Source organism: Candidatus Koribacter versatilis Ellin345, assembly GCF_000014005.1.
In the GTDB taxonomy this organism is placed as follows: domain Bacteria; phylum Acidobacteriota; class Terriglobia; order Terriglobales; family Acidobacteriaceae; genus Korobacter; species Korobacter versatilis_A.
Map to the genome: position 1 here is coordinate 3,185,739 of NC_008009.1, position 22,489 is coordinate 3,208,227.

Sequence of the window (22,489 nt, forward strand, 5' to 3'; positions counted from 1 at the left end):
ATTACATAAATAGGTTTCGTTTCGACCCGTAGAAGGCCTCTACGGGTCGAACTTTTTTGATTCTTAAGCATCCAAAGTAGCTGAGCAATCGCAGGCTGGAAGGCAGCACGGGACCCTCGTTCCTGCCTAAAGGAGAAGCGGATGATATCCAATCTGATTGATAGCCTATTCGGATGCTCGCATAAGCGAATCACATTCCCTATCACCATCAAAGCGAACCAGCGGGCCAATGACGCCGCACCAATCGGCACGTATGTTGTGTGTCTTGATTGCGGCGGTGAGTTCGCGTACGACTGGAAAGAAATGAAGATTCTCGGCCGCCGGGAGCGCGCAGTGGTGATGCCGAAGGTGGCGGCGGCGAAGGCGGCGTAATTACCGCGGAGCGAGTTCCTGCGCGAGCAGTTACAAACAACTCAACTTCCCTGCTCCACTCACGGATACACCTGCATCTCGCGCAGGCGCGCTGCCGCTGATTCCGAACTCACCGGTGAGAAGTACACCTCTTTGAAGGTATACGACTGCGGCTTGTTGGGCAGGATCGGCAGGATCTCGATGTGCCAGTGGTAATCGTCGTCGATGGTTTTCCAATAGCCCAACACCTCCGAGCGATGCGTGGTATTCGGTGCGCTATGCAGGATGAGGTGGAAGCCATCAGCTACGTTGCGGATACGGGTGAGAGTGCGGCGGATGAGGGCTGCGAGCTCGCGCAGGTTGGCGTTGCGACCGAGAGCGAAGCGTTCGAAGAAAGCTTCGTGGGTCTTCGGCGTGATCCAGGTTTCGTACGGTGCACGAGGCGCGTACGGGCAGCCGGCTACGAAGTCGCCACGGACTTCGACGATGCGCTTTGCAGTCTGTAGTTCCTGGTGGAGGATGTCACAGAAGACACAGCGTTCTTTCTGCGCGAAGTAGTCGCGTCCAGCGCGAAGTTCGTAGAGCACGCGGCGTGGAACGAACGTGGTGGCGACAATCTGCGAGGTCGGGTGATCGAATTCCTGTCCGGCATTCGATCCGTGGTTCTTAAATAAGCTCACATATTTGAAGCGGCGGTCGCCCTTGAGATCGTGCATGCGCTGGGCGCAGAGCAGAAGGAATTGTTCGATTTCGCTGTCGTCAGCGTTCCAGAGATGGCGGTCGTGGCGCGGATTTTCAACAAGAACCTCGTGAGCCCCGATGGTGCGCATGTTGTCGTAGAGACCATCGCCGCGGCGGCCGGGATCGCCTTCGACACGATACAGCGGCGTAGGATGGACCACCGCGCGCGCGGACCACGGGCCTGCGTTCACCGAAGACAACATGGTAATGAGCTGTGCTTGCTTGGGCGACTCGGGGCAGAACGGACAGAAGGCGTCGTGATCGAACAGGGGCTCAGGCTCATCGCCGGTGATGACCCACGAGCGGGTGATGGGGTCCTTGCGGAGTTCCATACGCAATACTAGAACACGCGGGTGGGATGGGAAAAGCGGGGATCACGGTCGGAGAAACGTAGAGCCCAACGAGGAGCGGAGCGCGAATCCGATTCCCGAAGCCGGAGCGGCACCATACGATATTCATGCAGCGAGCGACGATCTGCTCGTCAATCGCTACGGGACGCGTGCCATCTTGTATCGATGCTTCGCAATCACCGGCTTCATACCGTAAAATCAACCATTCTCTTTCGCGACCAGACCCCGGAATGAATGACCCGACAACGCCGTTGATGAAGCAGTGGGCCCAGGTCAAACGCGACCATCCCAATGCCCTGCTCTTCTTCCGACTCGGGGATTTCTACGAGCTGTTCTTTGACGACGCCGTGATCGCCGCGCGCGAATTGCAGATCACGCTGACGGCGCGCAACAAGGAAAAGGGCAACAGCGTTCCGATGTGCGGCGTGCCCTATCACGCCGCCGAGAACTACATTTCCAAACTGATTCGTCGCGGCTTCAAGGTTGCGGTCTGCGACCAGGTGGAAGACCCGAAACTCGCGAAGAAGTTGGTGAAACGCGAAGTGACGCGGGTGATGACACCCGGCACAACGGCCGATTCGCAGCTTGGTTCGGAAGAAAACAACTTCCTTGCGGCGGTCGCGAGCCACGGAGATTTCGTCGGTTTTGCAGCACTTGATTTGTCAACCGGCGAATTTCGCGCGACCGAGTTCAAGGGTAGCGATGCCCGGCGGCGGATCCAGGAAGAGTTACTGACGCTGCGTCCGCGAGAAATACTCTACGGCTCTTCCCTGCCGTTGTTCGACGCCGCACGACCGGCCAACGCTGTGAGTGGCGCGATGCCGAAATTGGCAACGGTTGAGGGTGCGAGTTGGGCGGAGACGCCGCTGGAAGACTGGGTGTTTGCTCCGGACTACGCGATCCCGCTTGTTGAGAATCATTTCGGCGTGTTGTCGCTAGAGGGATTCGGGCTGGCGAACAAGGCGTCGGCCGCGAGCGCAGCGGGAGCGATCCTGCACTACGTTCGCCAGACGCAGCGCGGCTCGCTGCATCACGTGGACCGTATCGGCTTCTACGAACGGCAGAACTGCCTGGTGCTCGATGCGGTGACGGTGCGCAACCTGGAGTTGATTGAGCCGCTGTTCACAAATACTGGCGAGGGTGTAACTCTCTTTCGCGCACTGGACGCGACGATGACGCCGATGGGCAAGCGCCTGCTGCGGGCGTGGATGCTGCGGCCTTCGATTGATACGTCGGAGATCAATGCGCGGCTGGATGCGATCGAGATGCAGGTAGTGGATACACTCGGCCGCGAAGAACTGCGCCGGGCGATGGACGGAATTCTCGACATCGAACGCTTGCTCAGCCGGGTGACGCTGGAGACCGCAAATCCACGTGATCTGCTGGCGCTGGCCCAATGTTTTGGACGACTGCCAAAGGTGCGGGCGGCCATGCAGCGGTTCACGTCGGCACGATTCCTGGTGCTCCATGGACTACTTGATGACCTTGCTGACCTTCGCGATCGCATCTTCACCACGCTGGTAGATGAGCCGCCTATCACACTGAACGATGGCGGGGTGGTGCGCGAGGGACTTGATGCTGCGCTCGATGAACTTCGCAACCTGAGCCACAACAGCAAGCAATTCATCGCGCAGATCGAAGAGCGCGAACGCAAGCGCACCGGGATCGGCTCGCTGAAAATCAAGTTCAACAATGTCTTCGGGTACTACCTCGAAATCTCAAATGCGAATAAGCACCTTGCGCCGGCGGACTACGAGCGCAAGCAGACGCTTGTAAACGCCGAGCGCTTCACGACGCCAGAATTAAAGGAATACGAGGCGAAGGTGCTGGATGCGCAGGAGAAGATCGTCGAGATTGAACGGCGGATCTTCGGCGAGCTGCGCACAGCGATTGCGGCCGAGGCGCGGCGGGTGCGACAAACGGGCTTGGCCCTAGCCGAAGTGGATGTGCTGGCGAATTTCGCACACCTGGCTGCAACGAGGAATTATTGTCGTCCGAAGTTCGATCAGAGCGGTGAGTTTGAGTTGATAGAGGCGCGGCATCCGGTGATTGAGTTGCCGGAATTGACGGGTAGCGCGGACCGCTTCGTGCCGAACGATCTGTATTTGAATGCGACAACCCATACGGTGATTGTGCTTACCGGACCGAACATGGGTGGCAAGTCTACCTATCTTCGCCAAGCAGCGTTGGTTGCCGTGATGGCGCAGATGGGCAGCTTCGTTCCAGCCCGCTCCGCGCGTCTGAGCGTGGTGGACCGGGTGTTCACACGCATCGGCGCCGCCGACAATCTCGCGCGCGGACGATCGACGTTCATGGTCGAGATGACCGAGACGGCCGCGATCCTGAATACGGCGACGGACCGTTCGCTGATTCTGCTCGACGAAGTAGGCCGGGGCACTTCCACCTATGACGGGCTGGCGATTGCGTGGGCGTGTATCGAGTTCCTGCATGCACGAACGCGAGCGAAGGCTCTCTTTGCTACGCATTACCACGAGTTGACCGTGCTCGCCGATGAGTTGAGCGGTGTGAAGAACTATCACGTGTCGGTGAAAGAGAGCGGCGGGAATGTCGTGTTCCTACGCAGGGTGGAACCGGGCGCTGCGGACAAGAGCTACGGCATCGAGGTCGCGAAGCTTGCGGGATTACCTGCAGAAGTCATCGAGCGTGCGCGGGCGGTGCTGAAGGAGCATGAATCGGTCGAGCGGCAGGCGACCTCGCATCTGTCGAAAGACGAACGTGGATCCGACTCTATGCAATTGACGATCTTCACTCCTCTGTCGCAAAAGATTGTGGACCAACTGAAGGAGACGGACTTGAACCGCCTGACGCCGATCGAAGCGCTGAACCTACTGCATGAGTTAAAGAAGCAGTTGGACTAACGCGATGCCGAAATTATTGAAATCGGTCATTGGTTGGGGCATTGCGGTTCTGTTTCTCGCACTCGTGATCCGGGCCTTCACCAGCCCGATCATTTTCCGATTTACGGATCCGAGCGCAGTTGATCCCGTCGGCGGTCTGTACGTGGTGTTCAGTCCAGTGCGCGATCGTGCTCCCGAGCGGATTGGAAATGGCGTTTTCAAGCGATTGCAGTTTGGCGAATGCGACGCGTTTATCGAGAAACGCTTTTGCGAAAAAGAGGCGCAATTTCCGCCGACGCGATGGACTTTGGTGGATCGAAAGGAAGAACACGACGGCTCACTGTCGTTGCATTACAAGGTTTTGCGGCGCGGATCTTCTTCTGCTTCATGGGGAAATGTTTGGATCTCCGTAACGCTGCAGGATGGTGAATGGCATCCCTTGAGCTACGACGCGAATTACTGACGTTGCTCCCGTAAGTTCGTTTCCCGCAAGGCTTTCCCGGCAGATAATGTTCGCCCGTCACCCCTCTACGTGACGTACCTCACCGTAAAACTTTTGTGCTCGCCCTACTCTGGGTTGTTTGGGTTCTTAGCTAAGTGACGTTCAGTGCAATCGATTGGCCCAAACTCGGAGATATTTATCATGAAGAAATCAGTATTGATCCTGGTATCGCTTTTGTTGGTTGCGACGGTGATGAGCTTTGCAGGTGCGATGCCCAAGATCGCCGAGAAGCAGACGATCACTTTCCATCAGCCGATGCTGTTGGGTGGGACCGAATTGCCCGCCGGCACTTATACCGTAAAGCACGAAATGAACGGCGACGAGCACATCATGATCTTCAATCAGGCCGACGTGAACAAGAACAAGGCCATCCAAGTGAAGGTGAAGTGCAATCTCGTGCCGCTGACCGAAAAGGCGAAGCGCACCGAGACCCGTTACGTCCAGAACGCCAAGAACCAGAATGTGCTCAGCGAAATCACCTTCCAGGGCGATGAAGCAAAGCATGTGTTCGAAGGCTCGGCCCTGTAACTTTTGAGTTGCTGGAATTTAAAAGGCGGAGATTGCTCTCCGCCTTTTCTTTTTGCCTGCGAGAACGCCTATTGGGCGGTCTGGATGCGCATTTGGCCCGAGCTGATGATGCCCTGGTCAGCTTGCATCATGAAGGCATCGCTCGAGGAGTACTGATAAAAGCGAATGTCTTCGGTTCCGTTTTGCAGCGTGTTGTTGAGCGTCAATGATCCGATCGTCCCGGTGCTGTCGAAGGAGAGAGAGCCATTGCCGGTGTTGGATCCAGCCGTACCGAAGAGATTGATGGTCTGGGTGTATCCGGAAATCGTGCCACTGGAATTCTTGAAGAGCGTTGCGTAAGCCAAGCCTTGCGCTCCGCCGGTTGTGATTGCGAATCCCGACTGGTACGAAGAGAAGGTAGCGCTATCGGTGAACGGCGCTCCGGATTGCACGTTGATCGTGCCGGTTTCGGCGCGGTCGGTGTTAAGCGTGAGGAAGAAGCCGCGATTGGCACTTGTCATCCAGAGCACGGCGCTGGTCATCGAGAGGGTAGACCCTGGCGTAAGGGTCAGTACGTCGCGGGTGACGCCCTGTGCCGCGGTCACCGACCCGGTGGCGGTAAGAGAGGCGCCGGTATTGCCGCTGTTGTCGAAGACTGTGTCGATCACGCCGGAGGTAATTCCGCCCGCGCCGTCACCGGTGAAAATGCCGCCTTCCGTGACCTGAATCGTCCCGGTGACCGGAAATCCAGCAGCGAGGAACGCGAACGAGCCTGTGAGTGGCGCGCCGACGGCTCCGCTACTCAACTCGGCGCGGCCCTGGAAGCCGAGCGAGGCATCGGTGGAGACGAGTTCAAGGGTGTTGGCGTCCACGACGTAGTAGACGTAATTCTGGGTGGGGATGGAATTGGTGCCGGAGGGCGCGAGCGTAACGGTTCCACGACCGGAAGTAGCGTCGTAGGTGACTGGGATCAGCGTGCCGGTTTGCAGGAGATTGATGGAGCCATTCTGATTGGAGTCAGCGGTGACGGCGCGGCTATTGAAATCCATGACGCCAACAAAAGCCCAGGAACTGAAGGAGGCGTCGAGCCCGCCAACGCGATAGACATATGCTGCGTTCGGCTGCGCTGCAATCGCCGCCGACGACTGAATCGCCACCTTGCCGGCCAGTGCCCACGCTCCGTCGTTGCTGACGATGGAACCACCCTCGGGACCTGAGAGCATGATCACGAAGGCGTTGGTCGCGAGCGTGTTATTGAGCATGACGCTTGCGGTTCCATCCGCGTTCACAGTATAGGTACCGGTGAGAGACAAAGGGCTGCCGTGATATTGGCCACCGATGTTAAGGTCCCAAAACCCACTGCTGATGTTCCCCTTGCCATCGGCAACGAGCGTTCCGGCGGATTGGACGATGCCGGTGGTGGAGCAAGCCGAGAAGCACTGCCCGCTCATGGTGAAGACATAGGTACCGCTGAAACTCGCGTTGCTAAATCCGGATGAGCCGGTGCCTGGATTGAAGGAGGTACTGCCACCACATGCAACGAGAAACAAGAGGGAGAGAACTGCCAGAAACAGGATGCACTTCTTCATAACTTCAAGACTCCTCAACGGGTCGGAGAAAACAAGCATTGGCTCAATGTCTGAGTCATCGAGCCGGGGACGCGAGCAGGAACACCGGTTCACGAACTTACAACCCACTATCCAAGAAAAGTTGTGGGTTAAGCCGTAAATTGTTGGGTAGGGACATCGAGAATGTGAACAGCACGATGGTGGCAGAGCTGCTAAAGGACCGCCGGTTTGCGCTTGGCGCGATGCCAATAAATATACGCGGGTGCGCCGATCAACATGATGCCGACACCTGCGAGGGATTCGAAGGGCTTCGACCACAACGCGTTCAATGCCCACGCGCCGCAGATGACGCAATACGCAAGTGGCACCCAGGGATAGCCGGGACACTTGTAAGGCCGTGGCATATCGGGGCGCTTCCTTCGCAATACGAAGATGCTCGATGCCGCCGCGGCGTAGGCAATTACGCTGATGAACATTACGAAGGTGAAGAGTTGGTCGTAGCGTCCGGTGAGCACGAGGGCACAGGACCAGATGCATTGCACGATTAGGCTGAATGCAGGAGTGCGCCATCGGGGGTGGACTTCCGCGAGCTTTTGGAAAAACAGTCCATCGGCGGCCATTGCGTAATACACGCGCGCGCCGCTAAGGATGGAACACGCAGCCGCGCCAAAGCAGGCGATGGCGACGAGAGCGCTGAACCATCGACCGATGGCGGGGAAAAACAGAATTTGCGCAGCTGCCTGCCCAACCGTGTCTTGCATGGCCATCTGCTGCATCGGCATTGCGTACAAATAGAGGACATTCACCGCGAGGATGACGGCCGCGACGATGGCTATGCCATAAATGAGCGAACGCGGTACGTTGCGCTGCGGGTCTTTGATTTCGCCGGCGACCCAGGTCGCATACACCCATCCGTCGTAAACCCAGAACACGGCAATTAGCGCGACGCCAAAGCCGCTCGCTAGCGAGAGGAAGCCGACGTGGCCGGGAATCGGTTGCGTCGCGTTGTGCCAGCTGCCGTGGCCGATGAGGAAGCCAAGGACAAGAAACCCGGCAATCGCGATGAACTTCGCCCAAGTCGCTATATTTTGCAGAATCACCGCGGGACGAAGACCGACGACGTTGATCCACGTAAGGAAGACGATGGCGCTGATAGCGGTGGCATGGCCCATGTTGAAAGTCCACGCACCGATCGAGAATATTGGACGCGTCGCGTTTAACGGAGCGATGATCGCACCGGCGTAAGCGGCAAAACCCGCGGCGATAGTGGCGTTGCTGCCCGTCACGTTAACGGAGAAGATCATCCAGCCGTAGAGGAATGCGGGGAAATCACCGTACGCTTCACGGAGATAGACGTACTGCCCGCCGGCTTCCGGAAACATGCTGCCGAGTTCCGCAACCGAAAGACACGCCAGCAGAGAAACGATGCCACCGACGATCCATGCCGACATGAAAATCAGAGGCGTGTAAGTGGTCTTGGCAACGTCACTGGATGTGAGGAAAAGACCGGAGCCGATGATACCGCCGACCAGCAAAAGCACCGCATCCAGGAACGACATCCCGCGCACGAGTGTCGGTTTTTCAGGCTTGTTGCTCGCAGGGTTCGCGGCAGTGAGGGTCTGCGAGGCTGATGCTTGGGTGTAATCCATGCGTTCGTTGCAAGGTAAAGAGCCGTGGCACATACCGTCAACAGAATTCCAGAACGGCTAACCTCCCAGCTGGAACCGGCAAACACAAGTGTGCATCAGTTCCATCGCCTGTACCCACAAGCGGTTGTGACTCTGAGGTTATCGGAAGAGTTTGTCAGTCGCCTTTTTGACCACCTGGTAGCAGTCGCAACTGACTTCGAGGAGCGCCTTGCGATCGACAATCTTCATGCGTCCACGCTTGTAGCTGATGGTTCCGGCGCGCTGGAACATGGAGGCGGTAAGGCTGACAGTAGCGCGACGCGTGCCAAGCATCTTCCCCAAGAGTTCGTGGGTCATGTGGATCTCGTCGTCTTCTACGCGATCCTGCGAAATGAGCAGCCAGCGTGCCATTCGTTGTTCGGCGGAGTGGAGGCGATTGCAGAGCGCCGTCTGGATGACCTGGGTAAATACAAGATGGGTGAAGCGCATTGAGAAGGTGCGCAGCGCGGGATCCTCTTCCGCGACTTCTCGCAGGGCTTTCACTGACACACGAAGAGCGGCGCCCGGATTTTGCACTATCGCTTCGTGATTTGGACCGGGAGCGTCGAATATTGCCCACAATCCGACAACGCCTTCGCGTCCCGTGAGAGCGACTTCTACGGAATCGCCCTGGGCAGTGGTGGCCACGAGGGACACCAGCGTTGGATGTAGTGGAAAGTAGACTGAAGTATTGGGTTCGTCCGGACCGTAAAGGCGCTCGCCATTTTCCAAGTTGGTTGGTTTGAGGTGTGGTTGTAATCGGCGAAAAGTCTCGCTGTCCAGCGCCTGCAGGAAGCGGTTCTCAGATTGCACTAGGTCGCTTTCTTAAAAACAGTCGTCGGTCTGAACACACGTCCGAAGCGCAACTAAAGAATCGCCGATGAGAGTTGTTATGCCATTCAGAGTAAAAGGGTATGTGCGGTTCGTCTGTTCGCTAGCGCACTTTGGAGCAAGAGGGCGTATCCTGTGAGCAGGCGGCAGAATTGAATTCTGCCGACGCCCGCATTCCCAGTGCAATTGCTGCCTATGCGCTCACGGAACTTCCGTCGCTCAAGGACAGCCATGTCACATCACATCGCGCACATAGGTCCCGAAAACGCCATTCTGCATTCGCTGCCAGCGTTTCAAGCCGGTGAGTTCCGGGCTGAGTTGGAACATGTTGATTTGCCCCTGGGAGAGGTACTGATCGAGGCTGGCGCCGCTATCCCGTTTGTTTACTTCCCCAATCAGGGAGTGGCCTCCGTGCTGATCGTGCTGGCCAACGGCGGAAGCGTGGAAGTTGGCATGATCGACCGCTATGGATTGGTGGGCGCAAGACCCTGGTTTGACCCGACCCAATCGCACCACCAGGTTGTGGTGCAAGCCGCAGTGCAGGGCTACAGAATCAAGACGAGCCTCTTCAACGGGCACGCCGAAGGGGCCGGAATGGGCAGTCCGGCGATGGTGGACTTCTCGTACCTCTATCCTCTGCAGATTGCACAGACCGCAGCGTGCAACCGCCTCCATGCTGCCGATCGGCGCCTGGCGCGCTGGCTGCTGATGATGGATGACCGCATGACGGGCGCGATGGAGATGACGCAGGAGTTTCTCGGCTTTATGCTGGGAACTCGGCGCTCGACGGTCAACTACGCAGCCAACGTGTTGCAAGAGAAAAAAACGATTGCGTTATCTCGTAACCGTATTCTCATCATCAACCGCGCCCAGTTAGAACTCTCTGCGTGCGAGTGTTACGTCGGGTTGCGCGAAATTGATCTCAAACGCGGAATCATCCGCGTACCGCTCACCTCACCCAACCGGAACTAGGACGCGAAACCGCCGAATTCTGTTCGCGAGCGAACAGACCCTCTCCATTGCACGTGCATAAAATATTTTTATAGGATCTCGTACCGGGATCGCTGGGTAGTTGTCTCTGCTCGTGAATGACAGAACAATCGCGCAGCTCATCCAGCTCCGTTCTTGCGGCGCTGGATGATGGTGAATGCTTCCAAACGCACTCACCGCCCGAACGCTCAGGAGCTCGCTGAGTCACGAGAAAGGAGGGGTTGGATGTCTCACATCCTCACCAGTTGGAAAGAAATCGCCACCTATCTAGGAAAAGGCGTGCGCACCGCGCAACGGTGGGAGCACAGTGTCGGGCTGCCCGTCCGGCGCCCCAATGGAGGAGACTCGACCATCGTTCTGGCTTACGTCGAGGAAATCGATGATTGGCTGAAAAAGCCGGCTGGAACTGCAAGCTTCACCGACGCCGGTGACAAGGACGCTGAAATCGCGCGCCTACGCCTTGCCAACCAGCAACTCACGATAGAAATTGCCCGCCTGAGCAAGCGTTGCGCGCAACTTGAAGAGATTGGCGCTAAAGCCATGGTTCCGCAGCCAGTTTCGGCCGCGCCCGGTTCGCCCCTAAGGTCCTACCGGACGCCGCAGTCGTAGAAAATTCCCTACATCCCAAAGATTTAATCCAGTGTGCTCGCGATCTTATGTTCGCTAGCGAACAAATCGCCCTATACTGGGAAGTGGTCACCCTGTGTGACACCTACCCTGCCCTCACCGAGAGGGTGGCGTCCGCCGCACTCCTCGGTAAATAGAACCTCTTCTGGCAGGAATCTATTTTCCCAGCCCAGCAGGTGCGCGCGTGCGGACCGTATTGTGTATCGACGAGCAGCAAGCCCGGCTGCTCAAGATTTCCAATGTCCTTAAGGCGGCCGGCTATATTTGCATCGTGAGCTATGGGATGGAACATGCGGAACGCAGCTTGGCAATGTACAAAATCGACTTGATCCTCGCCCATGGGCAGCTTCGGCCAACCGTACGCCAGGAATTGCAGAAGATCCGCGACGTTCCGCTTCTCGTGATGCACGACCAGGCAGATGCGATTGCGCCGGAAGACCGCTTGGCAGCCCCGAACCATGCGTCATTGGATGATCCCGAGGCGCTATTACGCACCATCGCCGCCCTGCTTGGCGGACGAGAATAGGTGCTTCGCGGTCTGAAGGACAGTGGCCAATTGACGTAGGCAGAGCGGCGTCCTTGGTGTGATAAGCTGCGTGGCCATTTCCGCCGTAGCCGCATTTCCAAGGAGGGCCCCCTATGAGTTCCCCCGCCCCAGGTCCTGTTCGCCCGGATACCTCTCACCTGGCGATGGTAGATCACCGTGAAACTGCCCGTTGGCAGCGCAAATTGCTGCCTTACATGACGCGATTTCTCATCGTCATCGCGATTGGATTCTTCGCGATCAGCCTGCTCGAGATGTACGAGATGCGCAATTTCGTGAAGAACGAAGCCACCCAACCCGTGCGTCTGAAAATCGAGCAGATGATGCAGACCGCCCAGACCCAGAACGCCGCCGACACTGCCCAAAGCGCGCTGCTGGTTCTCGAAGCCGATGCGCTGGATAAGCGCTACCGGCAGGCTTCAACGCTGCTGATGTCGCGGATCTGGACGCGGCAATTGGCTTTCATGACGGGCATGGTGCTGTCGTTCATCGGGGCGGTATTCATTATTGGCAAGCTAAGCGAGAGCGCGACGGACGTGAACGTGTCTGGCGGAGAGTGGAAGGCCGGGATCACGAGCGCCTCGCCGGGATTGATCCTGGCGTTCTTCGGAAGCCTGCTGATGGGCATCGCGTTGATTGTGCAGCCGGGCATTGAGGTACAGGACCGGCCGGTTTATTTCATGTCCGTGGGCGTGGTGAAGCAGGCGTCCGCAACGCAGACCCAGGCAACAACCAAGGAGTCGCCACTGCCTGACCCGTTCGGCGATATGACTGCGGTTGTGACGGGATCGAGCCGCGACGAGCCTGACGCTAAGCCGAAGAAGACTGATAAGAAAAAGTAGAGGTGCACGCGATGAGAATTCTCCCCCGATTCGCAATCGCTCTTTTGGTCTGTGCAGTGGGTGCAGCGCATGCGCAGACGATCGACGATCTTCGTGATCAGTGGCGCACGATCAATACCACACCGCCTCCGCGGGATTTCCGTCCGCTGATTCCAAAACTGCTCACTTATCGTGAACAAGAGGGCGGTAAGAGTTGGCAGCTCAACTATCTGCTGGGAAGCAGCTATTGCCGCATCTCGGGACAAGAGAAGAGTGGCAGGGTGGCGCTGAGCCGCGTGCTCTCGAGCTATGGATTGCCCGATGTCGCAAAACAAGCGGCGGAGTCGGTACTGGAGAACTGTGGCGGAGATGTGGCGCCAAGCGACGATCTCTCCGTTTCAATCGTGGCTGTCTCCGGGCAGAGCGGCGCGATCGTGCACGGAAAGGGCGGCTACGACATCGATCCGAAGGCGAAGATCACGACGAACCACGTGCAGGCAAGCCCAGTGTCCGTCGAAGAACTACGCAAGCGGCTGTACCTGCCAACGCAAAGCCAGAAGGCGGTGGCTGCCGCGCTCGAGAGAGGTTATCCAACCGCGCACGGCACCGCGCGCGATGGTTTCGTTGCGACCTCCTACGAGATGCCGCCGGAAGAAACGATTCGTTGCCTGGTGCGGTATCGCGATGCGCTCGCAACTCAGTTCAAACTGGAATTTCCGAAGCCCTTGATCACCGTGTATATCGCGCAGGACACGAAGCAGGTCATCGATCTCGCGCAGAAACTGCATGGCGTAGACCTCCCGCTGGGAACGGTTGCGTATTCCGTGTTCGAGGACCTCAGTATCGTCGGGGGCGCCGCGCTGGATGCGTGCGGATCGCTGGCCCATGAACTGGTGCATCTCGGCATCCGGCAGAACTTCGGCGACAGCCCAGCATGGATGGAAGAAGGACTGGCCAGCGAGATAGCAGTAGCACGTCCGCAACTTTCAGGCTTTCAGTTTGGCCCAAGCTGGCGAGATGAGATGTTGAAGGAGCACTGGACGCTGCGTCCTACGGTGTCCGCGCTCCTGAAGATGACGTGGTCTAATTACGCGGCGATGAACCGCGATGACGTTTACCGGGTTGCGGCATTGCACGCGATGTCGGCGACATTCATCCGGTATCTTGATGCGAAAGGCCAGCTCCTTCCGGTTTACAACGCAATGCGGGACAACCTCGTGAACGGCAAGGATGCTATATCCGACAACGAGATTCTTCAGGCCAAGCTTGGCATGAATCTCGATCAGATCGACGCGGACTTTGTGAGTTGGTTTCATCCGCCGGTGAGCAACCCGGATGCGACGAACACCATGAAGACGAAGCAGAGCGACGAGGTGATGAACAGTATCAAGAAGTAACTGCTCACCCAGAAAAGAGCAAAAAGCGGATGCTCGTCGCACCCGCTTTTTGCTGAGCGCGAACTATCTGTCGTCGCGCAGTGGTAATCCTGGAAGGACGGCGGTTCCCTCCTTGCGCACCGCATCGAGACGATCAGGATCAAGGCCGAGAGCCTTCAAGATTGTCGGCGCAACCTGCATCGTTTCGACAAACGTAGTGAGCGTGACCGGCCTGAAGCTTGGGTTCGAGACCAGCAGCATCACGTTGGTATCGTCCTGCGCGAAGCCGCCATGCTCCTCCTGTTTCTTCGAACTCCCGGTATAGATCACACCCGAGTAGGGCTGCACGATGATGTCAGGCGTGCGCGAATCAGTCGCTGGGGAGTTGAACATCGTGGTCAGTGAAGGCCCGTAGAAGATCTGGCCAGCACCGACGGCGTCTCCGTTGGCTTCGATCAAATCCACTGCACTCTGAGTGTTGCTGGAATCGGCGAGCCAGAGCAGCGAGATGTCATCCTCAGTCGGCCCGATACCACCCGGCGTGTTCGGGTTCTCAGGGGCGGGAACCGGAGGCAAGTAGCTGGCGATGACGTTCGCCGGCGTGTTGGTGATTCCCTTGCCAAGTTCCTTGAAGCGGTTCGGATCAATGGGCGACTGACCGTGCTTGGCAGTGATGATGATCAGTGTGCTGTCGTACAGGCCGCGACTCTTAAGCTCACTTACCATCTTCCCCACGGAAGCGTCCACAAAGAGAATCCCGTCCTTCAGCGCCTCGGTCGTTGTCGCGGCGGCATCCGTGTATCCGCCAATGATCTTCGCAGAGCCCTGCTTCTCAATCAATTTCTGGCCGACACTCACAGCCTGGAAATTCATACCGAAGATGTTCGGTACCGGGGCTTTGCGAAGTCCGTTATGCGTCTTGCCGTCGATTTCGTTCACGATGGCGTTGACCTTCAGTGTGTCGTAGCACTGAACGTTCAGAAAGCTGTCAGTCCATGCGCCGGTCTGGAAGGTGTCACGAATCGTGGAGCACGACTTGCCCGTCGGTGTCGTGATGCCGGGAAGCGCGATGACGCCCGAGTTGATTTCCGGCGAGTAGTAATCGTCAACGTTGTCGGCATTTTTGCTCGGTCCGGAAACCGAAGCGTAAACCGGATGCTTGTCTGACCACGCGGTGTATCCACCCGACGCGTGGATCACGCCGAAGATCGTGTTGGTACGAACGAAATTCCAAGGCAGCACCGGCGAGCAGCCGTGGTACGGATCGCGTGGAAGACGTTCAAGTTTGATCGAATAGATACCGCCATCCATCAAGCTATATGGGCCGCCGCCGTTGAGTTTGGTCTGGTCAACATCGACGCCCTCTTCGTACTCGGTGGTCGTGCCATTCGCAACGTTCGGGGTGCAGGTGCCTGCGAAGACGCCGTTGCCGGTATCCAGTGAAGGAGGAGCAAGAACGCGATCGTACGCAACGTCATAGTAAGCGCCAACTGTCTTCGGACTGCCGCCGCTGACAAGGGCCATTAACCCAGGGAAGGAATCCGAAGGTCGCGAGGTCGAGGTGCGCGTGTAGTTGATACCAGTCTTGCCAAGTGCGGCGAGGCTCGGACAATAGCCTCCTGCAACGCAATTCTCGAAATCTACGGCGTGCATGCCGTCGATGCTGATCAAGAGAACGCGGCGAATGTGTTCGCGTTCGTTGAGATGGTTCTGTGCAAAAGAGTGCGGCGCGAGCGCGGCCGCGAGAGACAGACCGATTGCTGCAGCTTTGATTCGTGTGAACACAGTGTCTCCTCGAGGTGGGGATTGAAACGTGTTGTGCCGTTCGGAACAGCCAGGGACAAACGCAGACGAATGTATTGGGGGACGGGGGCCCGATGGTAAACGCCACGTCAAAATCGGATTACGAAGCCTTCAGGTTGAGGAAATCTGAGCGCACGTCGACACGAACCGGCGAGGCAAACTGCCACCTTTGCGGAATGCATTCAAAAAAAATAGGGCGCCGGAGGTCCGACGCCCAAAGAATGCTGGTAAGGACGGATGCTCGAGGATGGCGAGTTACACGAATCCTTTCCAATCAAATGAAACAAACAACAGGAGTCCGAAAGAGATTGAATGTACCAGTTCCGACACGCCGAGGCGTATGAGCGCCAGCGGGGCCGGTTTCTGGAAGAAGAACCAAACACCACGAAGGAGAACAGGGAAAAAAGCAATCAATACGAACTTCGGCAGCACGCCAACCGAGCAGGCGCCGAAGATCGCCGAGAACATCACAACCTGGCCGAAGAAAAATCCAAGCCCGCGCGAGAGACGATTCACAAAGCCCTTCGCGCGTGAGTGGTGAAGCGTGAGTTGCACGTAGTGGATCTGGTCGCCGGCGAAAATCCAGTTGGCGAGCCAGAGTGCGAAAGCCCGTTCATCGAAGCGGCCAGTGACCACGTAATACGCAGCAGCAGCCGAAGAACTCAATCCGAAGGCGCCTATGATTTGCGCGGCCATACGGTATTTGCGTGAGATCGAACGAGCGAGTGTCTGAAGGCCGAATGCAGCCAAAGCGACCGCACCGATTGCGATCAGCCCCAGGTTCTTACCGCCCCACAGAAGCGTCGTTAGTGCGAGAGCAGCAACGGTTGCGATGCCGAGCGAGTATCTGAGTGCCAGGGTACGTTCTGCAGGTGATTGTGCACGCATCGGCGAGGTGCCCATCAGGCTCTCGACCGGTGTTCGCATCCAGAAAAGTGCAAGCGAGAGTGTCAGCAACAGTCCAAAAGCGCTGACATTCATGCCGTACAAAAAACCGACGGCCGCACCGGATGCCAGCGGCACGAGCAGCATGCCCCAGGCGCCATGTTCGCGCGGAATGATGAGGGCTTTGCGGCGGGCTGAGGGAATTAAATCGAGACTGGTAGCCATTTCTGCCATCGGTCGCCTACTTCCCTACCGTGACCAGAGTCTTAGGCGTGTACACGCAGAATGGCTCTTCGCTCATGTAGTTGCCAGTGGCAGCGAAAGCGCGCGCACGGCAGCCCATGCAGACGTGACGGAATTCGCAGCAGCCGCACTTGCCTTCGAGCTTGTTGTCGTCGCGGAGATCGTTGAATACCACGGAGTGGTTCCAAATCTCGGAGAACGGCGTTTTACGGAGGTCGCCGGCCAGCGCTGGAAGATAGCCGCAGGGGAAGACTTCGCCTTCGTGCGAGATGAAGCAAACGCCTGTGCCCGCGAGACAACCCTTGGTCATTGCCGACATCTCTCCCGGATGCCCGCCAGGATGTCCGCCGCCGTGCGCCGGATGAACGCTGGGGCGCACTGAAACCGGAGAGTCTTTGGGGTGGATGATGATGCCGGTTCCACCGGGCATCGCTGCGTCCATCGGACCAATCGCCTTGGGATCGCCTTCGGCTTCGCGGGTAAACGCGGCCGCGGCCTGGCGATCGGCAGCGCGACGCTGGCGTGCGACGCGATAGTAATGCGGCGCGCAGGTCGCTTTAAGTTCGATACCGCCTTCTAGTGAGCGATCGTAAAACCAGTTCAACATTGCTTCGTACTCGTCGGGCGGAACCATTTGCGATTCGGCGATGTCCACACCGCAACCGACCGGCACGAGCAAGAACGTGTGCAGTGCATCGGCACCGATTTCGCGCGACAGATCGAGGACCGCCGGAAGCTGATTGGCATTGTGACGGGCGATCGTCGTGTTGATCTGCACCGACATGCCGAGCTCTTTCAGATTACGAAGGCCGTAAATCGCCGCTTCGAAAGCGCCAGGAATTCCCCGGAAGGTATCGTGGGTCGTGGCATCGGCGCCGTCGAGGCTGATGGATACGCGGCGAACACCGGAATCCACGATTTTCTTCGCGACTTCTTTTGTCACCAGCGTGCCGTTGGTGGCGAGCGCGACCCGAATACCTTTTTCAGTGGCAAAGCGCGCAAGTTGGAAGATGTCGGGGCGATAGAGCGGTTCACCGCCACTCAGCACTAGGATCGGGCTGCAGAAGTCGGCGATTTGCGAAATGATGTCGAGCGCCCGTGGCGTCGAGAGATCGTTGGGGGAAGCCAACTCCGTGGCCGTAGCGCGGCAGTGGACGCAGCGCAGATTACAGCCCTTCGTTACTTCCCAGAAGACTAATCGTGGAACGTACTCTTTCTTCCCTGCTCCTGTTGCTGTCATTCCATCTCCTTGCCCGTGTGATCACGGGTCTTTTTATGACAGTTCCAAGATAGGAAATCGATGACCTAAGTCACGGTGTTTGCCGTCACTCACCCTTGTGATGTTCGTCACATTGATACTCCCGCAACCCGCAACGGTGGTGGGTACGGCATAATCATTGTAGAAATGCCATTCACCCTTTCTCACGCCGCCGCCGTGGTACCCCTGCGCCGTACCCGGCTGGTGTGGTCCGCCCTCGTCATTGGGAGCTTTGGGCCTGATTTCCAGTATTTCTTCTTCATGTCATACGACAGCCGCTCCTGGCACCACTATCCGGACCTCTATCGCTACTGCTTCCCTTTCCTGTTCGCGGCGTTCCTCCTGTTCCAGGTCGCAATAAAGAAGCCGGTTGCCGGCCTTTTACCTGTCGCTTTGCAGCGAAGGATCGATGTAAGCCGCTCATATGTGCCGAAGAGCATCGGCGATTTCCTGCTCGTGGTGCTCTCGCTGGCAATTGGCCTGGGCTCGCACCTGTTATGGGACTCCTTCACCCACCCACTCTCCTGGGCCTGGGCACACATCGCGTTCCTGCGGCGGCCGATGGCCGTTCCGGGAGAGCCGCATGGATATGGCTACGTGGCGGCACAAATGTTCAGCACGTTGTTTGGATTCTTTGTGCTGCTGGTCATGTTCATCGTTTGGTGGCGCCGAACTGCCCCCGTTCATCCATCAGTTTTCTCACTGTCGTGGAGGGCGAAGCTCGCGATCTGGATCGAGATCGCGATCCTAACCATTGGCGGAGGCATCTGGCGCGCGAGTGTTCTAGTTGGCCCATTTTGGCTGCGCGTGCACTGGGACTACTTTCAGATCATCGCCGTCATTTCGGCGATCGGCTGGTTATGTTGGGAGCTTCTAGCGTATGGACTGCTGCTGAACTACGCGATGTTTCGCGCGAAAAGAGAAGGGGCTCATTCCGGAGCCCCTCTTGTTGGTAAAACCTGGGATTGATTATTGAGCGCCGCCGGTGTGGCAGTCCGAGCAGTTCACCTGGCTCAGATCGCCGATGTCCACCGGGTGTTTGAATTCCACGCCAGAGGTCGATTGCGAAATCTGCACACCGTTCTCCTCCTGCGACAACATGGTGTGACAGATCTTGCAGTCCTTGCTGATGACCTTGCCGCTCTTGCTGACATGGTTGCCATCATGGCATCGGAAGCAGCCGTTGTAGTAGAAGTGGCCGATGTGGTTGGGATGCGTTTTCCAGCTCACCTTCATCTCCGGGAAGAAGCTGTTCTTGTAGATGCGCTGGAGTTCCGCGGTCGCGTCATTGATCTGTTGCGCTTTCTGCTGCGCCACCTGCGGGTAGGTCGTCTGGAAATACTTCGGGAACTCGACCGAGATCGTATTCAGCGCCTCTGCACTCGTCTTGTAATCCTTGGTCAGGATCGTCACCGCCTGTTGCTTCACGAATGGCAGCGAAGGATCGATCTTGCCGGCGACCATGGCGTTGTCCACTGAACGATCCGGAGGCACGTAGATGTGCGATGGACGGTTGTGGCAATCGATGCAATCCATGTTGCGTTGCGCCGTATTGGCAACCATGTCAGCACTTGGCGGATTGTCCTTAGGGAAGTATTCCGTGACCTCACCCTTTTGGTTCACCGCCTTCACATAGCTGATATTTTCGCGCCGTTCGTCGGAGATGTACGAGATCTTGTTGGCGATGTTCATATGCCAGTGAATTCCCATCGCGGTTCCGTTGTTGGCGTCGCCGCCACCAGTTTTCACCAGCAGGTTCACGACACGCGGTGTGTTCTTCTCGTCATAACCGTAGTGGTAGATCGTCTTAAGCTGTGCGCCCCAGAACTTCTTCGGCCAGTGGCACTGTTCGCAGGTTTGCGCGGCCGGACGCAAATTCGCTACCGGAGACGGAATTGGCCGCGGGAAGGTGTTGAGGGTTGCCGCATACACCTGCCGCAAACCCGACATCTTGGACTTCACGTACCACGATGCGCCGGATCCGACGTGACATTCGACGCAAGCAACGCGAGCGTGCGGTGATTGCTGATAGGCGGTAAATTCCGGATGCATCACGGTGTGGCAAAGCTCGCCGCAGAATGAAATCGAATCGGTGAACTCGTAGGCCTTATAGCTGCCAACCGCACTGATCATCATGAACACAATCCCAAATGAAACCACGAACGCCACGGTGCTCCGCTGGCTGGGCTGGTTGAGATCGAGGGTTGGGAGCGATGATGCACCGCGCCGGCGGCGTTCCCACCACGCGCCGGCCGGAATCATGAGCAACCCAAGCACGAGGAACGCCGGCATCACCATGTACGCAAGGATCCCCACGTAGGGACTCGAATGCGGTGACATCACGTCCATCAGAAACAGGAACAGGATGTTTGCTGCCGCAACAATTGCGAGTGTCGTGCCGATCAGGCTGATTACATTGCGTGTCAGTTTCTTGTTTTTTCCGTCGCTCGCGATTTTTCCGGTATCTTCCGGCATTTCATTTCCTCCAAGGACATCAGGCCCTTATTTCCAAAACTTACCGGCAGTGTGCGAGCACTGCCGGTGTGGCGAAATTCAACAATGCTGCGGATCAGTCATGAGCTCCGACCGTTTCTTCTTCTTTTTCCGTGGCCTCTTCCGGCTCCGAACCGGGAGCGTTCGCCAAGGCTTCCGTGTCGAGTGGATGCTCGTGCTGGTAATGTTCAATGCTCATACGCCCGTCGAGCCATGCCCAATTCATGGGATACGAGTCAGGGTCATAAATCACCATGTAGAAGTGCCATACGAGAATTGCCAAAGTGGCGAGTATGGCTTCGTAGAAGTGAATGGTCAGCGCAACATCGATCGTCCAGCGCGGCACTACAGTTCCGACGCCAACCTTAAACCAAGCCATTAAGCCTGTTGCCGCCATCACGAACGTGCCCCAGACCAATGCCCAGTACTCCATCTTCTCGGCGTAATTGAAACGCTTATACTGCGGCTTCTTGTCGCTGAATCCCAGGTAGTACAGCATCGTGTCGCGGGTGTCGGTGGCGTCCTTCCATTCCGGCAAGAAGTCCTTCACCAGTTTTCGGCCTTCGGCGGTGGCGACTGCGTAAATCACGTGGTAGCCGCCGACGAGGATCAGTACTACACCGGCGATCCGGTGGATCCAGCTCCGAACTGTCTCGCTATTGAAGAGCAGGATGCCAAGGAAGGAGTTTGGGAATTTCAGGGCGAAGCCCGTAAACACCAGCGTGAAGAAGCTGAGAAGCAACGTGAGGTGCTGCGCGCGCTGCAGCTTCGACATGCGGAACAGGATCCGTGCCGAACCCTTGCGACTCATCTCCAGTTTGCGGCGGAACAGGATGATGTTGTGCAGCAACATGCCGCCGATGGTCGCGATGATCATCCAGACGTAAAACTTCGCGACGAGATTGACGATCTTCCCGCCGAAATCGCTTCCGGCCTGCTGCGCGTCGAGGTGGACCTTACCCTTGATGAAATTGTCGTTCGCTCCCGGGTGGCACTGTCCGCAAGTCTTCGCGAGGTTTGCATGATTGACGGACGAGTTCGGATCGCTCGGAGGCAGGATATTATGCGCGGTGTGGCAACTCGCGCAGTTCGCAGCGACCGTCGAGCCCATCTTCGATGCCATGCCGTGATAGCTGGCGAGGTACGTCGAAGTGCGATTGCCTCGTATGCCGAATTCGTTCGAGAGTTTCACTCCCTCGTGGCAGTTCGCGCAGGTGACATTCGACATGTTCGAGGCGGAAACTGAAGAATTCGGATCGCTCGGCTTCTTGATGCCGTGGATGCCGTGGCAATCGGTGCAAACCGGAGCGTTCCAGTTTCCACGGCTGATCGCCTTCCCGTGAATGCTGGCGACATACTGCTTGCTCTCGTTGCCATGGCACTTGGCGCAGGTCTGCGGAACGTTGAACTTGAAGATGCCGGATGCCGGATCGCGGGCGGTAAGGATGTCGTGCTCGCCATGACAGTCGGTACATACCGCAGCCGTCTGCGAGCCGCCATTCACGGCCTTGCCGTGAACGCTGTCCTCGTAGGAATTGAACGGTGCGGTACTCAGTCCCGCACTCTGCATCGTCGCGGCTTTACCGTGGCAGGAGCCGCACGTCGTTGGGATGTTATGGCGATTGACCTTCGACGCCGCGTCGCTGCTGGGCAGCAACTCGTGCACGCTGCCATGGCAATCCTGGCACTGTGCGGCTTTGCCGTCGCCGGCCTTGATCGCCTTAGCGTGCGCGCCGTGGTCGTACTTGCTTTGCTGGTCTGCGTGGCAGGTTGCGCACTGCGGCTTGGTTGTCGCCGGATCGTGAGGGGCACCGCTGATCTCCGTATGGCAATCGGTGCAATTGAACATGCTGTGGATGGAGGCCTTGAATTTCCCGTCATCCACATGCAGGCTGACCTGCTTGCCGTTATCGTCTTTCGTCAGCGATGCATCGCTGTGGCAAGCCAGGCATTCGTCATTCTTAATCGCCTGCTTTTTCGGAGCGGCATGGGCGAGCGCCGTCCCAAGCACCAGGAGCGCCCACATTAGCCAGAGAAAAGAATTGCGTTTCACAGTTCCCTCAAATCGGCGTCA

The 22,489-nt window shown here is 57.5% G+C and carries 19 protein-coding genes; 10 read left to right on the forward strand and 9 right to left on the reverse strand.

The features are described 5' to 3' along the window. The first annotated feature begins 141 nt into the window (after nucleotides 1-141). On the forward strand, nucleotides 142-372 hold the full coding sequence (locus tag ACID345_RS13895) for a hypothetical protein (RefSeq protein ID WP_011523497.1): 231 nt from the start codon (nucleotides 142-144) through the stop codon (nucleotides 370-372). Nucleotides 373-431: 59 nt separating this feature from the next. Here the strand turns inward: ACID345_RS13895 and ACID345_RS13900 are convergent, their stop codons facing one another. Then, nucleotides 432-1,424, reverse strand: a complete 993-nt coding sequence (locus ACID345_RS13900; RefSeq protein WP_011523498.1) for a galactose-1-phosphate uridylyltransferase — start codon at nucleotides 1,422-1,424, stop codon at nucleotides 432-434. Nucleotides 1,425-1,672: 248 nt separating this feature from the next. Between ACID345_RS13900 and mutS the strand changes: the two genes are divergently transcribed. The 3 genes from mutS to ACID345_RS13915 all read left to right on the forward strand — a co-directional run bounded on the left by mutS (nucleotide 1,673) and on the right by ACID345_RS13915 (nucleotide 5,330). After that, nucleotides 1,673-4,321, forward strand: coding sequence for a DNA mismatch repair protein MutS (gene mutS / locus ACID345_RS13905; protein ID WP_011523499.1), 2,649 nt, complete (start codon nucleotides 1,673-1,675; stop codon nucleotides 4,319-4,321). Between the two features lie 4 nt (nucleotides 4,322-4,325). Further along, nucleotides 4,326-4,763 carry a hypothetical protein gene (locus ACID345_RS13910; RefSeq protein ID WP_011523500.1) on the forward strand — a complete coding sequence of 146 codons (438 nt, stop codon included), beginning with the start codon at nucleotides 4,326-4,328 and terminating at the stop codon, nucleotides 4,761-4,763. Between the two features lie 180 nt (nucleotides 4,764-4,943). Beyond that, nucleotides 4,944-5,330 carry a DUF2911 domain-containing protein gene (locus ACID345_RS13915; protein WP_011523501.1) on the forward strand — a complete coding sequence of 129 codons (387 nt, stop codon included), beginning with the start codon at nucleotides 4,944-4,946 and terminating at the stop codon, nucleotides 5,328-5,330. A 68-nt stretch (nucleotides 5,331-5,398) separates the two neighbouring features. Here ACID345_RS13915 and ACID345_RS13920 read toward each other — a convergent pair whose 3' ends face one another. The 3 genes from ACID345_RS13920 to ACID345_RS13930 form a co-directional block, all read right to left on the reverse strand. Beyond that, nucleotides 5,399-6,898, reverse strand: a complete 1,500-nt coding sequence (locus ACID345_RS13920) for a hypothetical protein (RefSeq protein WP_011523502.1) — start codon at nucleotides 6,896-6,898, stop codon at nucleotides 5,399-5,401. A gap of 191 nt (nucleotides 6,899-7,089) precedes the next feature. After that, nucleotides 7,090-8,526 carry an APC family permease gene (locus ACID345_RS13925; protein WP_049761905.1) on the reverse strand — a complete coding sequence of 479 codons (1,437 nt, stop codon included), beginning with the start codon at nucleotides 8,524-8,526 and terminating at the stop codon, nucleotides 7,090-7,092. Between the two features lie 138 nt (nucleotides 8,527-8,664). Further along, the gene (locus ACID345_RS13930; protein ID WP_148210118.1) at nucleotides 8,665-9,192 is read right to left on the reverse strand and encodes a Crp/Fnr family transcriptional regulator; all 528 of its coding nucleotides are present in this window, start codon (nucleotides 9,190-9,192) and stop codon (nucleotides 8,665-8,667) included. 414 nt (nucleotides 9,193-9,606) lie between these two features. On the opposite strand from ACID345_RS13930, the gene ACID345_RS13935 reads away from it, so the two are divergent. From ACID345_RS13935 to ACID345_RS13955, 5 genes are all read left to right on the forward strand, one after another. Then, nucleotides 9,607-10,347, forward strand: coding sequence for a Crp/Fnr family transcriptional regulator (locus ACID345_RS13935; RefSeq protein WP_011523505.1), 741 nt, complete (start codon nucleotides 9,607-9,609; stop codon nucleotides 10,345-10,347). A 243-nt stretch (nucleotides 10,348-10,590) separates the two neighbouring features. Continuing rightward, the gene (locus ACID345_RS13940; protein WP_041855715.1) at nucleotides 10,591-10,974 is read left to right on the forward strand and encodes a hypothetical protein; all 384 of its coding nucleotides are present in this window, start codon (nucleotides 10,591-10,593) and stop codon (nucleotides 10,972-10,974) included. A gap of 202 nt (nucleotides 10,975-11,176) precedes the next feature. Then, on the forward strand, nucleotides 11,177-11,518 hold the full coding sequence (locus ACID345_RS13945) for a hypothetical protein (protein WP_011523507.1): 342 nt from the start codon (nucleotides 11,177-11,179) through the stop codon (nucleotides 11,516-11,518). Between the two features lie 113 nt (nucleotides 11,519-11,631). After that, a complete protein-coding gene (locus ACID345_RS13950; RefSeq protein ID WP_011523508.1) occupies nucleotides 11,632-12,378 on the forward strand; it encodes a hypothetical protein in 747 nt (248 codons plus the stop codon). A gap of 11 nt (nucleotides 12,379-12,389) precedes the next feature. Continuing rightward, nucleotides 12,390-13,754: a hypothetical protein gene (locus ACID345_RS13955; protein ID WP_011523509.1), complete on the forward strand. Its 1,365-nt coding sequence runs from the start codon at nucleotides 12,390-12,392 to the stop codon at nucleotides 13,752-13,754. A gap of 63 nt (nucleotides 13,755-13,817) precedes the next feature. On the opposite strand, the gene ACID345_RS13960 is transcribed toward ACID345_RS13955, so the two are convergent. The 3 genes from ACID345_RS13960 to ACID345_RS26955 all read right to left on the reverse strand — a co-directional run bounded on the left by ACID345_RS13960 (nucleotide 13,818) and on the right by ACID345_RS26955 (nucleotide 17,904). Further along, a complete protein-coding gene (locus ACID345_RS13960; protein WP_011523510.1) occupies nucleotides 13,818-15,518 on the reverse strand; it encodes an alkaline phosphatase family protein in 1,701 nt (566 codons plus the stop codon). A 273-nt stretch (nucleotides 15,519-15,791) separates the two neighbouring features. Then, nucleotides 15,792-16,655, reverse strand: a complete 864-nt coding sequence (locus ACID345_RS13965; RefSeq protein ID WP_011523511.1) for a YwiC-like family protein — start codon at nucleotides 16,653-16,655, stop codon at nucleotides 15,792-15,794. A 7-nt stretch (nucleotides 16,656-16,662) separates the two neighbouring features. After that, nucleotides 16,663-17,904 (reverse strand): radical SAM/SPASM domain-containing protein, encoded by a 1,242-nt coding sequence (locus tag ACID345_RS26955; protein WP_011523512.1) that lies wholly within the window; start codon nucleotides 17,902-17,904, stop codon nucleotides 16,663-16,665. 75 nt (nucleotides 17,905-17,979) lie between these two features. On the opposite strand from ACID345_RS26955, the gene ACID345_RS13975 reads away from it, so the two are divergent. Continuing rightward, on the forward strand, nucleotides 17,980-18,891 hold the full coding sequence (locus tag ACID345_RS13975) for a DUF4184 family protein (protein ID WP_187148829.1): 912 nt from the start codon (nucleotides 17,980-17,982) through the stop codon (nucleotides 18,889-18,891). Here the strand turns inward: ACID345_RS13975 and ACID345_RS13980 are convergent, their stop codons facing one another. Together ACID345_RS13980 and ACID345_RS13985 are read right to left on the reverse strand one after the other, a co-directional pair. After that, nucleotides 18,892-20,397, reverse strand: a complete 1,506-nt coding sequence (locus ACID345_RS13980) for a cytochrome c3 family protein (RefSeq protein ID WP_011523514.1) — start codon at nucleotides 20,395-20,397, stop codon at nucleotides 18,892-18,894. It lies immediately after the preceding gene. 94 nt (nucleotides 20,398-20,491) lie between these two features. Beyond that, nucleotides 20,492-22,468, reverse strand: a complete 1,977-nt coding sequence (locus tag ACID345_RS13985) for a cytochrome b/b6 domain-containing protein (protein ID WP_011523515.1) — start codon at nucleotides 22,466-22,468, stop codon at nucleotides 20,492-20,494. Between the last annotated feature and the right edge of the window lie 21 nt (nucleotides 22,469-22,489).

Excerpts from the sequence above, each read along its gene's own strand:
- ACID345_RS13980 (WP_011523514.1), bottom strand. The coding sequence starts at position 20,397 with ATGCCGGAAGATACCGGAAAAATCGCGAGCGACGGAAAAAACAAGAAA.
- ACID345_RS13940 (WP_041855715.1), top strand. The coding sequence starts at position 10,591 with ATGTCTCACATCCTCACCAGTTGGAAAGAAATCGCCACCTATCTAGGA.
- ACID345_RS13895 (WP_011523497.1), top strand. The coding sequence starts at position 142 with ATGATATCCAATCTGATTGATAGCCTATTCGGATGCTCGCATAAGCGA.
- ACID345_RS13920 (WP_011523502.1), bottom strand. The coding sequence starts at position 6,898 with ATGAAGAAGTGCATCCTGTTTCTGGCAGTTCTCTCCCTCTTGTTTCTC.
- ACID345_RS26955 (WP_011523512.1), bottom strand. The coding sequence starts at position 17,904 with ATGACAGCAACAGGAGCAGGGAAGAAAGAGTACGTTCCACGATTAGTC.
- ACID345_RS13915 (WP_011523501.1), top strand. The coding sequence starts at position 4,944 with ATGAAGAAATCAGTATTGATCCTGGTATCGCTTTTGTTGGTTGCGACG.
- ACID345_RS13900 (WP_011523498.1), bottom strand. The coding sequence starts at position 1,424 with ATGGAACTCCGCAAGGACCCCATCACCCGCTCGTGGGTCATCACCGGC.
- ACID345_RS13950 (WP_011523508.1), top strand. The coding sequence starts at position 11,632 with ATGAGTTCCCCCGCCCCAGGTCCTGTTCGCCCGGATACCTCTCACCTG.
- ACID345_RS13935 (WP_011523505.1), top strand. The coding sequence starts at position 9,607 with ATGTCACATCACATCGCGCACATAGGTCCCGAAAACGCCATTCTGCAT.
- mutS (WP_011523499.1), top strand. The coding sequence starts at position 1,673 with ATGAATGACCCGACAACGCCGTTGATGAAGCAGTGGGCCCAGGTCAAA.
- ACID345_RS13925 (WP_049761905.1), bottom strand. The coding sequence starts at position 8,526 with ATGGATTACACCCAAGCATCAGCCTCGCAGACCCTCACTGCCGCGAAC.
- ACID345_RS13955 (WP_011523509.1), top strand. The coding sequence starts at position 12,390 with ATGAGAATTCTCCCCCGATTCGCAATCGCTCTTTTGGTCTGTGCAGTG.
- ACID345_RS13965 (WP_011523511.1), bottom strand. The coding sequence starts at position 16,655 with ATGGCAGAAATGGCTACCAGTCTCGATTTAATTCCCTCAGCCCGCCGC.
- ACID345_RS13910 (WP_011523500.1), top strand. The coding sequence starts at position 4,326 with ATGCCGAAATTATTGAAATCGGTCATTGGTTGGGGCATTGCGGTTCTG.